The sequence below is a fragment of the Hoeflea prorocentri genome, assembly GCF_027944115.1.
GTDB lineage: Bacteria > Pseudomonadota > Alphaproteobacteria > Rhizobiales > Rhizobiaceae > Hoeflea_A > Hoeflea_A prorocentri.
This window is the reverse complement of record NZ_JAPJZI010000001.1, coordinates 2,249,358-2,264,292: the sequence shown is the minus strand read 5'-3', so window position 1 is coordinate 2,264,292 and position 14,935 is coordinate 2,249,358. Positions and strand designations below refer to the sequence as shown.

General features: G+C 58.2%; 15 protein-coding genes. 13 read left to right on the top strand and 2 right to left on the bottom strand.

The features are described from left to right. Positions 1 to 63: 63 nt before the first annotated feature. Together ribH and nusB are read left to right on the top strand one after the other, a co-directional pair. Positions 64 to 534: a 6,7-dimethyl-8-ribityllumazine synthase gene (gene ribH / locus OQ273_RS10700; RefSeq protein ID WP_267990492.1), complete on the top strand. Its 471-nt coding sequence runs from the start codon at positions 64 to 66 to the stop codon at positions 532 to 534. Continuing rightward, on the top strand, positions 531 to 1,004 hold the full coding sequence (gene nusB, locus OQ273_RS10695; RefSeq protein ID WP_267990491.1) for a transcription antitermination factor NusB: 474 nt from the start codon (positions 531 to 533) through the stop codon (positions 1,002 to 1,004). The genes ribH and nusB overlap by 4 nt, the downstream gene beginning before the upstream one ends. 6 nt (positions 1,005 to 1,010) lie before the next feature. Here nusB and OQ273_RS10690 read toward each other — a convergent pair whose 3' ends face one another. Next, positions 1,011 to 1,901, bottom strand: a complete 891-nt coding sequence (locus tag OQ273_RS10690) for a metallophosphoesterase (RefSeq protein ID WP_267990490.1) — start codon at positions 1,899 to 1,901, stop codon at positions 1,011 to 1,013. Between the two features lie 202 nt (positions 1,902 to 2,103). Here OQ273_RS10690 and OQ273_RS10685 point away from each other — a divergent pair, with 202 nt between their 5' ends. The 3 genes from OQ273_RS10685 (at position 2,104) to OQ273_RS10675 (ending at position 8,401) form a co-directional block, all read left to right on the top strand. Further along, the gene (locus OQ273_RS10685) at positions 2,104 to 4,653 is read left to right on the top strand and encodes a GcvT family protein (RefSeq protein WP_267990489.1); all 2,550 of its coding nucleotides are present in this window, start codon (positions 2,104 to 2,106) and stop codon (positions 4,651 to 4,653) included. A 186-nt stretch (positions 4,654 to 4,839) separates the two neighbouring features. After that, positions 4,840 to 6,084, top strand: coding sequence for an MFS transporter (locus OQ273_RS10680; RefSeq protein ID WP_267990488.1), 1,245 nt, complete (start codon positions 4,840 to 4,842; stop codon positions 6,082 to 6,084). A 184-nt stretch (positions 6,085 to 6,268) separates the two neighbouring features. Continuing rightward, a complete protein-coding gene (locus OQ273_RS10675; protein ID WP_425493372.1) occupies positions 6,269 to 8,401 on the top strand; it encodes a sodium-translocating pyrophosphatase in 2,133 nt (710 codons plus the stop codon). 85 nt (positions 8,402 to 8,486) lie between these two features. Here OQ273_RS10675 and OQ273_RS10670 read toward each other — a convergent pair whose 3' ends face one another. Then, positions 8,487 to 8,996: an outer membrane protein assembly factor BamE gene (locus OQ273_RS10670; protein ID WP_425493371.1), complete on the bottom strand. Its 510-nt coding sequence runs from the start codon at positions 8,994 to 8,996 to the stop codon at positions 8,487 to 8,489. Between the two features lie 151 nt (positions 8,997 to 9,147). Between OQ273_RS10670 and OQ273_RS10665 the strand changes: the two genes are divergently transcribed. The 8 genes from OQ273_RS10665 (at position 9,148) to OQ273_RS10630 (ending at position 14,923) form a co-directional block, all read left to right on the top strand. Continuing rightward, positions 9,148 to 9,735 (top strand): ubiquinol-cytochrome C chaperone family protein, encoded by a 588-nt coding sequence (locus OQ273_RS10665; protein WP_267990486.1) that lies wholly within the window; start codon positions 9,148 to 9,150, stop codon positions 9,733 to 9,735. Beyond that, entirely contained in the window at positions 9,728 to 10,279 is a 552-nt protein-coding gene (locus OQ273_RS10660) for a YceD family protein (protein WP_267990485.1), read from the top strand. Before OQ273_RS10665 ends, OQ273_RS10660 begins: the two co-directional genes overlap by 8 nt. 172 nt (positions 10,280 to 10,451) lie before the next feature. Beyond that, positions 10,452 to 11,507, top strand: a complete 1,056-nt coding sequence (plsX, locus tag OQ273_RS10655; protein ID WP_267990484.1) for a phosphate acyltransferase PlsX — start codon at positions 10,452 to 10,454, stop codon at positions 11,505 to 11,507. A gap of 2 nt (positions 11,508 to 11,509) precedes the next feature. Continuing rightward, positions 11,510 to 12,481: a beta-ketoacyl-ACP synthase III gene (locus OQ273_RS10650; RefSeq protein WP_267990483.1), complete on the top strand. Its 972-nt coding sequence runs from the start codon at positions 11,510 to 11,512 to the stop codon at positions 12,479 to 12,481. A 144-nt stretch (positions 12,482 to 12,625) separates the two neighbouring features. Continuing rightward, a complete protein-coding gene (locus OQ273_RS10645) occupies positions 12,626 to 12,949 on the top strand; it encodes an integration host factor subunit alpha (protein ID WP_267990482.1) in 324 nt (107 codons plus the stop codon). A 150-nt stretch (positions 12,950 to 13,099) separates the two neighbouring features. Then, on the top strand, positions 13,100 to 13,645 hold the full coding sequence (locus OQ273_RS10640) for a MerR family transcriptional regulator (protein ID WP_267990481.1): 546 nt from the start codon (positions 13,100 to 13,102) through the stop codon (positions 13,643 to 13,645). 137 nt (positions 13,646 to 13,782) lie between these two features. Then, positions 13,783 to 14,313 (top strand): PadR family transcriptional regulator, encoded by a 531-nt coding sequence (locus OQ273_RS10635; protein WP_267990480.1) that lies wholly within the window; start codon positions 13,783 to 13,785, stop codon positions 14,311 to 14,313. After that, a complete protein-coding gene (locus OQ273_RS10630) occupies positions 14,300 to 14,923 on the top strand; it encodes a GyrI-like domain-containing protein (RefSeq protein ID WP_267990479.1) in 624 nt (207 codons plus the stop codon). The genes OQ273_RS10635 and OQ273_RS10630 overlap by 14 nt, the downstream gene beginning before the upstream one ends. Positions 14,924 to 14,935 lie beyond the last annotated feature (12 nt).

The window sequence follows — 14,935 nt, the reverse complement described above, 5'->3', positions numbered from 1 at the left end:
TTGCCAAGTCGGCAGTGGCGTGTTTTGACGCCCGCAATTAAAACTCAGCGAGGGATGGCCACCATGAGTGCCAGCAGCTCTGCGCATCTTCTCATCGTCGAGGCGCGCTTCTATGACGACCTTTCAGACGCGCTTTTGAACGGCGCAAAGGAGGCATTGACCGAGGCCGGTGCGAGCTTTGACGTCGTGACCGTTCCGGGTGCGTTGGAAATTCCTGCAGTGGTCGCCATGGCGCTTGACGGAATGGATGAAGACGGCACGCAGTATGACGGCTTTGTCGCTCTTGGAACGGTCATTCGCGGCGAGACCTATCACTTCGAGATTGTCGCAAACGAATCCAGTCGCGCATTGATGGATCTGTCGATCAGCGAGTCCATTGCCGTTGGAAACGGGATACTGACGGTCGAGAACCGCGATCAGGCATGGAAGCGGGCCACCAATCATGATGGACCCGGGGAAAAGGACAAGGGCGGTTTCGCCGCTCGTGCGGCATTGACCATGATCGATTTGAAGAAACGGCTGGGCGCGAAGTGACCAAAGACGCATCAGGCCCCAAAACCGCCAATCAGCGCGGTGCCGCCCGCCTTGCTGCCGTTCAGGCTCTCTATCAGATGGATATCGGCGGCACCGGGGTCTTGGAGGTAGTGTCCGAATACGAGATGCATCGCCTTGGCAAGGAACTGGATGGCGACCTTTACCGGAAAGCCGATCCTGCCTGGTTCCGTGCCATCGTCTCCGGCGTGGTTGAACAGCAACGCACACTCGATCCGCTGATCCGTACCTCCCTGACGGAGGACTGGCCGCTATCGCGCCTCGATTCGACATTGCGCGCGATATTGAGGGCAGGAGCGTTCGAGCTGTCCAACCGGCGCGAGGTTCCGATTGCCGTGATCGTGACCGAATATGTCGATATCGGCCAGGCGTTTTTTGATGATGAAGAACCGAAGCTGATCAACGCCGTGCTGGACCGCATAGCCAGGCGTGTGCGCGAGGGTGGAAAATAGGGCGGGTTAACCCGCCTCAATCACCGTGATTTCCGGCGGCATGCCGAAGCGGACCGGAAGGACCGAAACACCAAGTCCGCCCGATACGATGATTTGCCTCCCGTCTTCCTCAATATGGCCATAAGCATAGCGCTGCCCGTACCGCGACGGGACGATGGGCGAACCGAACACCGGGAGGCGGACCTGACCGCCGTGGGTATGACCGCTTAGCGTAAGATCAAAGCGGGAAGAAACTTGCGGAAAGACATCCGGCTCATGGGCAAGCAGAATGGCCGGATCTGTCTCATCCGAGATCTGCGAGAGGGTGGCTTCCAGGTCATCGCGCCCGCGGAAACGGCCACGCCCAAGCGGAACGGCCAACTGGTCGCCAAGCCCGGCGAGCCAGAAACGGCCGCCCTGTGGCAGATCGATGGGCAAAGCCTGGTTCTCCAGAACGGGGATGCCCGCCTGTGTGAGATGTCGTTCAACGGCAGGCCCGTCGACCCACCAGTCATGATTGCCCAGAACCGCATAGGTGCCGAGTGGTGCATCAAGGCCTCCAAGCGCGCGGCTCCAGGTCGCCATCGGCACATCCCGGATTTTGAAACGCCAAAGCGCTGCAACAAAATCACCAAGTAAAACAACAACATCGGGGTCGAGAGCGTTCGTTCGGCGCACAATATGTTTGATGCGCGCCTCCGGCATCCAGGGCTCGCAGGCATGCAGATCCGCGAGCATGGCGATGCGAAGCGGCCGGCCCGTTTTGTCCGCAAGTGCGCTCAGACGCGGCGTGCGAACGGCATAGTGTTTTTGGACCAGACGGAAACGTGGTTCCATCCCGAAAGCATATCCGCCCATCGACCCGGCCAGGATGGCGCCGCCTGCCAGGGTCTTCAAAAATAGTCGCCGTGTGATCATTCCTGTCCTCTGCGGGCCGTCTACAGTCAAAACATGTCTCAACCGTGACATGCAACGTGAGCGCTGCCGGCGCCCTGTGGTGAAAACGCATCCAATAACGCGCAAATCACCCAAACCATGCGCAATACCCCCTTGTTTGCGTTTGGTAATTGTCTCTAGATCACAGATGAAGTTGGAATGGATCACGCAACGGGAGAACGTGATGGACAGGCAGGCGCGGGTTGTCGTTATCGGCGGTGGTGTCGTCGGATGTTCGGTGCTCTTTCATCTGGCACGGGCCGGCTGGAATGACCTGTTGCTGATCGAACGCTCTGAACTCACCTCCGGCTCGTCCTGGCACGCAGCCGGCGGGTTTCACACGTTGAACGGCGATCCGAACGTTGCCAAGCTGCAGGCCTACACGGTGTCGCTCTATGAGGAGCTCGAGGAACTCTCGGGCCAGTCATGCGGGCTGCACCTGACCGGCGGCGTGATGATGGCCGATACGGAAGAGCGTATGAACTTCCTGCGCTATACCCACGCGGTCGGCCGGGCCCTTGGAATGGAAACGGAGATCATCACGCCATCGGAAGCCAAGGCGATGTTTCCCCTGATGGATGAAAGCAACTTCGTCGGCGCCCTTTGGGACCCGGTCGAGGGCCATCTCGATCCGTCAGGCACCACACACGCCTATGCACGCGCCGCACAGAAGCTCGGTGCAAAGATCGAGCTACGAAACCCGGTGACCGAAATCACCCAGGACGTTGATGGCACCTGGAATGTGGTCACGCGGAACGGCACGGTCAAAGCCGAGCATATTGTCAATGCCGGCGGGCTTTGGGCGCGCGAGGTCGGTCGCATGGTCGGCATCGAACTGCCGGTCCTGGCGATGGAGCACATGTATCTCCTGACGGAAACCGTGCCTGAAGTCGTTGAGTTCAACCGGTCGTCCGGCCGCGAGCTCGTTGGCGTCATTGATTTCCGCGGAGAAATCTACACACGGCAGGAGCGCGATGGCCTTCTGCTTGGAACCTATGAGAAAGCTTGCGTGCCGTGGTCGCCGCTCAAGACACCCTGGGATTTCGGTCACGAACTTCTGCAGCCGGACCTCGACCGGATCGCCCCGTCTCTCGAAATCGGCTTCAGGCATTTTCCTGCATTTGCCGAAGCCGGGATAAAGCAGGTCATAAACGGCCCGTTCACATTCGCGCCGGACGGCAATCCGCTGGTCGGGCCGGTGCAGGGGCTGACGAATTTCTGGTCGGCCTGTGCCGTCATGGCAGGATTTTCGCAGGGCGGCGGTGTCGGGTTGGCGCTGGCAAACTGGATGGTAGAGGGAGAACCCGGCCACGATATCTTCGGCATGGATGTGGCGCGCTTCGGTGACTTCACATCGCTGCGCTACACCAACGCCAAGGTGCGAGAAAACTATTCGCGCCGTTTTTCAATCCGTTTTCCGAACGAGGAACTGCCTGCGGCAAGGCCACAGCAGACAACCCCGCTCTATGACATCATGGTCCGCGACAACAACGCCGTCATGGGGGATAGCTGGGGGCTGGAAACGCCGCTATGGTTTGCGCCCTCGCAAGCCGAAGCGGAGGACGAACTCTCCTTCCACCGCTCGAACGACTTTGAGCATGTGGGCAATGAGGTGCGTGCTGTGCGTGAGCGTGTGGGCGTAACGGAGATCGCCAATTTCGCAAAATACGAGATAAGCGGAGAGGGCGCCGAAGCCTGGCTTTCAAGGCTGATGACCAACACTATGCCGCGCACGGGACGGATCGTTCTCACACCCATGTTGAACGACAACGGCAAGCTGATCGGGGATTTCACCATCGCCAAGGCCGACGATGGCTGCTTCATGGTCTGGGGTTCGACGGCTGCGCAAATCTACCACATGCGCTGGTTTGAGAACCATCTGCCGCCGGACGGTTCGGTGCGGATCAGGCGGTTTGGTCAGACACTTGTCGGCCTCTCGATCGCCGGCCCCTTGTCGCGCAAGGTGCTGGAGAGGCTGGCGGACATCGATGTGTCGAACGAAGCCTTCCGCTTCATGGATTATCGGGAGATGGACGTTGCCGGCTGTCCGTGCCGGGTCAACCGCATCAGTTATACCGGCGATCTCGGTTATGAAATCTGGATGGAGCCGGCCTATGAGAGGACCGTCTATTGCGCCATCAAGGCGGCCGGCGAGGACCACGGCATCGTCGATTTTGGCATGCGGGCGCTCCTGTCCATGCGCCTTGAGAAGAATTTTCCGACCTGGTTTGCGGAATTGAGGCCGATCTATGGTCCGTTTGAGGGTGCGATGGACCGGTTCGTCAAGCTGTCGAAGAACGATTTTGTCGGCCGCGCCGCCGCCGCCAAGGAGGCGGAGCAGGGGCCTTCGATCCGGCGCGTATCACTGGTCATAGATGCCGACAACACCGACGTTATGGGCGATGAACCGATCTGGGCACGGGTCGGCTCCCGCGACTATGGGCTGGTCGCGCCGCCGCACGGTCACGGTGCGCCGCGATTCGGTGCTGACGGGAACGAGTTGCCCAAACCGCAGCCGCAGCAGGATGGTGAGTGGCGTGTTGTCGGCTGGGTCACTTCAGGCGGTTATGGGCATTATGTCGAGATGTCTCTGGCCCAGGGCTATGTTCCCGGCGAACTGGCGGACGTCGGGGACACAGGCTTTTTCGAGGTGGAAATCCTCGGCCGCCGCTGTCCGGCACGTCTTGCCGTCGAGCCGCCATTCGATCCGGCCGGAGACAGGATGCGGGGCTGAAGATGTGATCGCAATGCGTCATTTGGCCGATTGAACTTCACAAAGCTCTAATATATCAATGGGCGCCTTATCACCGACTGCCGCGCCTCAGCGGTTTGGAATCCTGGAGCTTGCGAATCGACCGTTTGGCCGGTTTCCCGACCGGTAATCCCGGCTTTTCCGCAGTCCGGAACGACAGGAAAGCACATGACCGTCAGCGACCCAGTTGCGACACAGGCCCATGACCATTCGCTCGGCCTTGCCAAGCGTAATGCCTTTGTTCTGGCGGCGGCGAATGCCTTTATCGGCGCCTGTGCCCCGATCGCGATCTCGCTCGGAGGCATCGCGGGTGACTATCTGCTTGATGAGGACAAGTCGCTCGCGACAGCGCCAGTGACCGGTTTCAACATCGGCGTTGCCCTCGGCGCTCTGCCGGCCGCCTGGCTGATGCGCCTGATCGGCCGGCGCTACGGTTTCATGGGCGGGGCTATGGTTAGCGCTCTGGGTGGGCTGATCTCGGCCATCGCGCTTTTCAGGCTTGATTTCTGGCTGTTTGCCGCCGGCCTCATGGTGCTTGGCATGGGCGGTGCCTTTGTCCAGCAATTTCGCTTTGCGGCAGCGGACAACGCTCCGGAGGGTTTCAAGGCGCAGGCCATCTCATGGGTCCTGATCGGCGGGATTTTCGCGGCGATTATCGGGCCGCAGACGGTTATCTTCATGCGCGATTTCTTCGCCCCGATCCAGTTTGCGGGCGCCTATGCGTCGGTCATCGGCTTGGCATTCATCGGGATAGTGGTCCTGTCGTTCCTGCGCGTGCATGAAAACACGGTTCTTCTGGAACATGAGAGCGAGGAGCCGGCGCGGCCGCTCCTGGAAATTATCAGCCAGCCGCGCTTCCTCACCGCACTTGCATGTGGCGTGTGTTCCTTTGCGCTGATGTCCTTCATGATGACGGGTGCGCCGCTAGCGATGATTGGCTGCGGCTTTTCCACCGATATGGCGACGCTGGGCATTCAATGGCATGTTTTGGCAATGTTCGGTCCGAGTTTCTTCACCGGCAAGCTGATCGCCAGATACGGGCGTGAGACAATTGTGGCAACCGGGCTGATCATACTGATTGGCTGCGCTGTTGTCGGCAGCATGGGCATTGAGCTCTGGAATTTCTGGCTGGCGCTCGTCCTTCTCGGCGTTGGTTGGAACTTCGGGTTTATTGGCGCAACAGCCATGGTGACGACCACCTACCGCTCCTCCGAGAAAAACAAGGTGCAAGGTGTTCATGACGTGATCCTGTTTGGAACGGTCGCGTTCAGTTCGCTGATGGCCGGTAAGGTTCTCAATACCCTTGGTTGGGAAGGAATCAACATGATCATGTGGCCGATCGCACTTGCCTGCCTGCTGCTTCTTGGGCTTCAGGTCCGCAGCGACCGCAAAAACCGCTCCGCAGCGGCCTGATTCAGCTCTTTATCTGGCACTTTCGGCGTAAACCCGGTGGGATTCGGCAACAAATCCTTGACGGACGGGGGTGCTGTCGCCATTGTCCGCGCCGATGCGGCGGCCGGTTCCGTTCCGGCCTCCAGCCGCGTGTCTTAACAGCCGGGTTTGGGGGATCCTGCTCGGCGAACAGGAGGGAATGGCATTGTCAATTCTATTTGCCGTCATCGCCTGCGGTCTGCTTTCAATTGTCTTCGCGGTTTGGGCGACACAGTCAGTGCTTGCCGCTGACCAGGGCAATGAGCGGATGCAGGAGATTGCTGGCGCAATCCGGGAGGGTGCGCAAGCATATCTGAACCGCCAGTACACGACTATTGCGATCGTTGGCGCGGTCGTATTCGTTATCACCTGGATACTTCTTTCATCCCTGGCGGCCATTGGTTTTCTGATCGGCGCGGTCTTGTCCGGCGCTGCCGGCTATATCGGCATGCACGTTTCAGTGCGCGCCAACGTCCGCACAGCACAGGCAGCATCAAACAGCCTGGCGGCAGGTCTCGATATCGCCTTCAAATCCGGCGCCATCACCGGCATGCTGGTGGCTGGCCTGGCCCTTCTTGGTGTCTCCATCTACTACTACATCCTGACCGGTCCGATGGGGTATGCCGTTGCCGACCGTACGGTTATCGACGCGCTTGTAGCGCTCGGTTTCGGCGCGTCGCTGATTTCTATCTTTGCCCGTCTTGGCGGCGGTATCTTCACCAAGGGTGCGGATGTCGGCGGCGACCTTGTGGGTAAGGTTGAGGCAGGTATTCCGGAGGACGATCCGCGCAACCCGGCAACGATTGCCGACAATGTCGGCGACAATGTCGGTGACTGTGCAGGCATGGCCGCCGACCTTTTCGAAACCTATGCGGTGACCGTTGTCGCCACCATGGTTCTCGGAGCGATCTTCTTTGCCGGTTCCGCAATGCTTGAATCGATCATGCTCTATCCGCTCGTAATCTGCGCGGCTTGCATCGTGACGTCGATTGCCGGCGTCTTTTTCGTCAAGCTCGGCTCCAACGGCTCGATCATGGGCGCGCTCTACAAGGGCCTTATCGCGACCGGCCTGCTGTCGATCGTCGGCATGGCGATTGCAACTCAGTTGACAATCGGCTGGGGTGAGATCAGCGAAATCGGCACGACGGGTACAAACCTGTTCCTGTGCGGCGTTGTCGGCCTGATCGTGACCGGGCTTATCGTCTGGATCACCGAATACTATACAGGCACAGACAAGCGTCCGGTGAATTCGATTGCCGAGGCTTCCGTAACGGGCCATGGAACCAACGTGATCCAGGGCCTGGCGGTTTCGCTGGAAGCAACGGCTCTTCCGGCGATTGTCATCATCGCCGGTATCATCGGCACCTTCCAGCTCGGTGGGCTGTTTGGAATGGGTATCGCCGTCACGGCGATGCTTGGCATTGCCGGAATGATCGTCGCGCTTGATGCCTTCGGTCCGGTGACGGACAATGCCGGCGGTATCGCCGAAATGTCCGGTTTGCCCGCCGATGTACGCAAGTCAACCGATGCGCTTGATGCAGTCGGCAATACGACCAAGGCAGTCACCAAGGGTTACGCAATCGGCTCTGCCGGTCTTGGCGCTCTGGTGCTGTTTGCCGCCTACTCGAACGACCTGGCCTTCTTCGCCAGCAATTCGGAATCATTCCCCTATTTCTCCGACATGGGAGAAATCTCGTTCAGCCTGTCCAACCCCTACGTGGTGGCCGGACTGATCTTCGGCGGTCTGATCCCCTATCTGTTCGGTGGTATCGCCATGACGGCCGTTGGCCGTGCAGGCGGAACGGTCGTTCAGGAAGTGCGCAGGCAGTTCAAGGAAAAGCCCGGTATTCTGGAAGGCAAGGACCGTCCGGACTACGCGCGTGCGGTGGACATTCTCACCCGGGCCGCGATCAAGGAAATGATCGTACCGTCTCTGCTTCCGGTGCTGGCGCCGCTCGTGGTCTATTTCGGTATCCTGTTCATCTCGGGATCGAAGGCTTCGGCGTTTGCAGCCCTTGGTGCTTCGCTCCTCGGTGTGATCGTCAACGGCCTGTTTGTCGCGATTTCCATGACGTCAGGCGGTGGTGCCTGGGATAATGCGAAAAAATCCTTCGAAGACGGCTTTGTCGACGCACAGGGTGTGAAGCACGAAAAGGGCAGTGAAGCCCACAAGGCATCTGTCACCGGTGACACCGTCGGCGATCCTTATAAGGATACCGCTGGCCCGGCCGTGAACCCGGCGATCAAGATCACCAACATCGTGGCGCTGCTGCTTCTTGCAGTTCTCGCCCACTCCTGATCCCTGTTTGGCGGCCCGAAAGGGCCGCCGGCAATAAAAAACCCCGCGCCTCGCGCGGGGTTTTTTTGTTTCGCTGTCGGTAAACTCACAAGCCCGAATTGTTGCCGCCGGTAATAATCTGCCTGGCTCCGGCTTGTCCGGAGGAGCCGACGGAGGACAGGGCACGGCTCAGGAAGGTTTCTTCCTTGCCTCCGGTTGGCGTCGTACGGTGGATCGTATCGAATACCTTGCCGTCCTCAAGCGTGTAGTTGGAAATACTGCTGACCGTTCCCTCATCGTCGAAATAGACCGCCAGAATGGACTGATCAACAAGCCTCGGCTTCATGAACATGGCGTTGCGTACACGCTTTTGAGAGATGTAGTAGAAGGTTTCCTGCCCGTAATCACCCTTGGTCGTCGGCGTGCCGAGCGACAGAAGCACCTGCTCCTTGCTTGACCCGGGCGGGACAAGTTCCAGGGTTTCGCTGTCAACGACATAACCCTGAGTGAACGTTTCACTCGTATTACAGCCGCTCAAAACGGCGGCCGAAAGACCGAGTGCAATGACACCGGCAAAAGAAATGCGCCGATCTGTGTTGAATAAACGCCGCTTCAACAATATCTCCCCTGTCAGTCAAAAGCCCAGCCGTTGCTTTTCCCGTCCGCTTCGGTAAACCAGCAGCGCCACAGATGCAACCGGGTATGGGACCCATGCATGCGATCAATGAAGCAATCCGGTGCCGAAAATATGGCATCGAAGGAAAACGATGATCTTCGGGTATTTTAGTCGAAAGCGAAAGAATCGCGAAATTGTCGATCGGCTGTACCGGCGATTGACGGCGATTGCCCGCAATCCTGCGTTCTATGCCCGCATGCACGTTCCGGATACCGTTATGGGCCGCTTCGAGATGCTAAGTGTCGTGATGGTCCTGTTTTTCCGCCGGACTGACGGCAAGGATCCAGCGCTTCAGCAACTCGCCCAGGATGTTGTCGACACTTTTTTTGAAGATATGGATCATTCATTGCGTGAACTGGGGATCGGCGATCAATCCGTTCCCAAAAGAATGAAGAAGCTTGCGCGCATGTTCTATGGCCGGGCCCAGTCATACGGGACCGCCCTGAACGAAGGTGCGCCATTGGCATTGTCCGCGGCGCTCCATCGCAATATCTATCCGCAGGACCGGACAGATAAGGATCAATTGCAAATGGTGGGAGCAGAGGAGCTTTCCGAGCTGGCGCAGGAGGTGATGCGGCTCGACAAATGGTTCTTAGAACGCGACGAAGCGGAACTCCTTGCCGGGCAACTGACGCAGCCTGATGATTCGATTGTGCAGGAAAATCAAACAAATGCCTGAAAGCAAAAAGGAATCGTTCAGCTACAGGGTGAATGTCGGCCACCTGTCGATCAATCCTGTCTCAGTCACCCTGGAGGCCGATGAGCGCGAGCGGGCGGAACTGGCCGATCGCTGGGGCGTTACCAAGGTCAATGCGCTTAAGGCCGACCTTGAGCTCCTGCGCTGGAAGCGCGACGGGGTCCGCATCAAAGGTCGTGTGCAGGTAGACCTCGAACAGGAATGTGTCGTCACGCTCGAGCCGGTGCAGTCGCATATCGATGAAGCCATTGACGCGCTTTTCGTACCTGATGGCTCCAGGCTTGCGCGCATTCCCGTCGATGAAACGGGTGAAATGATCGTTGATGCGGAAGGGCCGGATCTGCCGGAGACATTTACCGGCGATTCCATTGATGTGGGATTGGTCTGTGAGGAATTCATTGTGTTGGCAATCGACCCCTATCCGCGTAAAGAGGGCGCGGTCCTGGAGGCGGCTGAGGAGACACCACCTGAAGAAGATCGGCCGCCGTCACCGTTTGCAGGTTTGAAAGACTGGAGCAAACGCTGATTTGTCGACTGTCCCTTCTCAGGAACCGGGCCGGTTTGGCCGCGAATGCTTGGACAGGCGTGGAACGCATGGACAATTATATTGTATGCCGGCACAAAACAGTTATTTACTGCAGGCTGGAGGGTAAGCTTTCCGCAGCCCGAACGGGGAGCACCATGAGGGATACAAAAGATTGATTACGGTTGCAGTGGATGTAATGGGAGGCGATTTCGGTCCTGAAGTGGCCATCCCCGGTCTGGCAAAATCTCTTGATCGTTATCCTGAACTCAAGTTTCAACTCTTCGGAATCGAGGACAAGTGCCTGCCGCTTCTGGAGAAATTTCCAAAGCTGAAGGCCGCCAGCGAGTTCCATCACTGCGAAGTGGCGGTGCGGATGGACGACAAGCCGAGCCGGGCGCTTCGGCAGGGGCGGTGGCGCTCCTCCATGTGGCGCTCGATCGAGGCGGTGAAGAACGGTGAGGCGGATGTCTGCGTGTCTGCCGGCAATACCGGCGCGCTTATGGCGATGGCCCGCTTTTGTCTCAGGACCATGGCCAATATCGAACGGCCGGCGATTGCTGCCATATGGCCGACGGTGAGGGGCGAAAGCATTGTGCTTGATGTCGGAGCAACGGTCGGCGCCGACGCACAGCAATTGATTGACTTTTCCATGATGGGCGCGGCCATGGCGCGTGCCTTGTTCGAGATCGACAGGCCGTCGGTCGGTCTGCTCAATATCGGCGTCGAGGAGATCAAGGGTCAGGAAGAGGTCAAGGAAGCCGGACGCATCCTGCGCGTCAGCGAGTTGCCGGGAATGGACTACCGCGGCTTTGTCGAGGGCGATGACCTCGGCAAGGGAACGGTCGATGTCGTCGTCACTGAGGGCTTTTCCGGAAATATCGCGCTGAAAGCGGCAGAAGGCACGGCGCGGCAGATCGGCGAATATCTGCGGGCCGCGATGAACCGAACTTGGCTTGCCCGTCTCGGCTATCTGCTGGCAAAGAGCGCCTTCGACCGTTTGCGCGAAAAGATGGATCCGAACAAGGTCAATGGCGGTGTTTTCCTTGGAATGAACGGGATCGTCATCAAGAGCCATGGCGGAACGGACGCCGATGGTTTCGCCGCCGCGGTGGATGTCGCCCATGACATGGCGCGAAATAATCTTATCTCAAAGATTGAAGACGATTTGAAACTCTTCCACGCCAGGCTGCCGGTGACCGGAGAACTGGTCGAGGAAAATCAGGGGTGAGTATGATCCGATCAGTTGTGCGTGGTTATGGTTCCTGTCTGCCCAAGCGGGTCATGACGAACAAGGATATGGAAGGTGTTGTCGATACGACCGATGAGTGGATCATCCAGCGTACGGGTATCCGTCAGCGCTATATCGCAGGCGAGGATGAGACCACATGCTCGCTCGGCGCGGGCGCTGCAAAGGCCGCGCTGGAAAACGCCGGCCTCGGCCCACAGGACATTGACCTGATCATCGTTGCTACGTCGACACCGGATAACACCTTTCCTGCTGCCGCGGTTGATATTCAGAACCGTCTCGGCATGCGCCACGGCGCCGCCTTTGATGTTCAGGCCGTCTGCACAGGCTTTGTTTATGCAATGACGACCGCCGATGCATATTTGCGTGGCGGGCTGGCAAAGCGAGCGTTGGTCATCGGTTCGGAGACGTTCTCCCGCATTCTCGACTGGGATGACCGGGGGACCTGCGTGCTCTTCGGCGACGGCGCCGGCGCACTTGTTCTGGAAGCGGTTGAGTCACCTGGTGAACTGTCCGATCGCGGTGTCCTTGCCTCGAAGCTTCGATCGGACGGCTGTCACAAGGAAAAGCTCTATGTGGATGGCGGGCCGTCTTCCACGCAGAAGGTCGGCCATTTGCGCATGCAGGGCAGGGAAGTCTTCAAACATGCCGTCGGCATGATCACGGACGTGATCGAGTCCGTCTTTGATGCGACCGGAATGACCGCCGAAGATATCGACTGGTTCGTGCCACATCAGGCAAACAAGCGCATTATTGATGCCTCGGCGCGCAAATTGGGTATCGATCCGAAAAAAGTCGTGATCACGGTCGATCGCTACGGAAATACCTCGGCGGCTTCGATCCCGCTGGCGCTTGTGGATGCGTTGGAAGACGGGCGCATCAAGGAAAATGACGTGGTGCTGCTTGAAGCGATGGGTGGCGGCTTTACCTGGGGCGCCGTCATGGTGCGCTGGTAGGTCAAAGGCGGAAAAAGCCCGATTTTCATATGCTTATAGATGCGCTGCAACATAAACACGTCTTGACCCGCTCTCTTAAGGTCAATAGTGTTTGTAAGCCCGCAGGCGATGCCTGACAGCAGATACGGGGATGGTTGTAAATCAATGGGTGGAAAAACGGTCACGAGAGCGGATCTGGCGGAAGCAGTATTCCGCAAAGTGGGACTTTCGAGAACCGAATCCGCTTCGCTGGTCGAAATGGTCATCGACGAGGTTTGCAATGCCATTGTCCGCGGTGAAAGCGTCAAGCTTTCGTCTTTTGCGACATTTCAGATTCGCGACAAAAACGAGCGTATCGGCCGCAATCCGAAGACCGGTGAGGAAGTTCCGATCTCACCGCGCCGGGTTATGACATTCAAGGCCTCGAATGTGCTGAAGAAACGAGTTCTTGATGCGCATGTAAAGCGCAAGAACTCCGGAAATCACTAAGACAATCCACACACTTTCCACTTTGGGCGCTTGCAAGATTGGGCTGCACGGGTTGCAATGCGACTCAATGCTGTCGCGACCGCAGTGCTTGCTGGAAATGCGTGCGACAGACAAGCGGCGGCCTGCCGCATTTTGCGGGATATTCGGAGAATGGACAAAAGCCCGGACGCATTTCGTACCATAAGTGAAGTGGCGGACGAACTCGATCTGCCGCAGCACGTTTTGCGTTTCTGGGAGACGCGCTTCAATCAGATCAAACCGATGAAGCGCGGCGGAGGCCGCCGCTATTATCGACCTGACGACGTCGACCTTCTCAAGGGCATTCGCCATCTGCTCTATGACCAGGGTTACACGATCAAGGGTGTACAGAAACTGCTCAAGCAGAATGGCTCCAAGTTTGCCGTTGCAATCGGCTCCGGCGAAGTCACGGCAACTGAAGCGCTCGCATCTTTCACCCGGCAGGAAGCAGCTGAACCACCGGAACCGCAGGAAGAAGCCTCAAGCGGCGAAAGCGATCCCGATGGCGATCAGCTTGTCGGACAGGCCAAATTGCCGGGCGGCCGCTTCTTTGGGATTGGAGGCGGATCGGCCAAGGACGGCGAGGGCGGTTCGATGGCCAAGGAAGACAAGGAACTTCTCCAGGAAGCGCTTTACGATCTGCTCGAATGCAAACGCTTGCTCGACCAGGTCCGCTAACCTGTCCATTGCCTAAACACTCATCCAAGGCACTTTAACACCGGCCTGAACGCGCGCTGATCAATGGTTGCCCGTTGTTGGCTCGCTCATTGACCCGTTCGATCATTTATTCTAGTACTAGAATAATGAAGATTGATATGACAAATGCGGAATATGCCGTTCTGGGGCTTCTGCTTGAGCGGCCGTCTCACGGCTATGATCTGGACCGCATCATTGACGAGCGCGGCATGCGCGAATGGACGGAACTCGCCTTTTCGTCGATCTATTTCATATTGAGCAAGCTGGAAAAGCGCGGTCTTGCGGAGAGCCGACCGGACCCGGCCAAGAAGACCCGCAAGATCTACCACCCCACAACAGAGGCGGTGCCCGTCTTTCAGCAGGCAACAGTTCGGGCGCTCGCCGAGCCCCACAATCTCTACCCGTCAGTTCTGCTGGGTCTGGCCAACTGGCCGGGCATCGAGCAGGACAAAGCATTGGCGGCGCTTGAACGCAGGCACGACGCCCTGACCGAGATTGCTTCGCGTGTCGGCTCAAAGCGTCAGGCGGCGGCACACCTGCCGGCGCATGTCGAGGCTCTGTTCGACTACAGTACAACCCAACTGAATGCCGAACGCGAATGGCTTGAACGCACGATCAAACTGCTTGGAGGTGACAATGGAAAAGATTGATTTCAAGAAAACCATGAAGACCTGTTTCGCGCCATCGGCAAAGGATTTCAGCCTCATCGATGTGCCGCCGCTGCAATTCCTGATGATCGATGGCGCCGGTTCGCCGAGCCAGGACGCATCTACCGAATATGCGCAAGCCCTTGCGGCCCTTTATCCCATGGCGTTCAAGCTGAAGTTCCTTTCAAAACAGAAGCTTGGGCGGGATTATGTCGTGCCGCCGCTAGAGGCGCTTTGGTGGGCGGACGATATGAGCGTTTTTGTGTCAGGCGACAAAGACCAGTGGCAATGGACGGTCATGATCATGCAGCCGGATTGGATTACGGCGGAACATGTTGACGAGATTCGCGACAAGGTTGCTGCAAGCGACGATCTGCCGGCCCTTGGGAAGCTGCGCTTTGAAACCTATCACGAGGGCAGGGCGGTTCAGATCATGCACATAGGTCCTTACTCGGATGAAGGTCCGACGTTGCACAGGCTTCACCATGAATTCCTGCCGCAAAACGGGCTGGCCGAAGATGGGCATCACCATGAGATATATCTTGGCGACCCGCGAAAAACCCGGCCGGAGAAACTGAAGACCGTGTTACGGCAGCCGGTTCGCGCTGTCTGAGGAAGCGGCCAA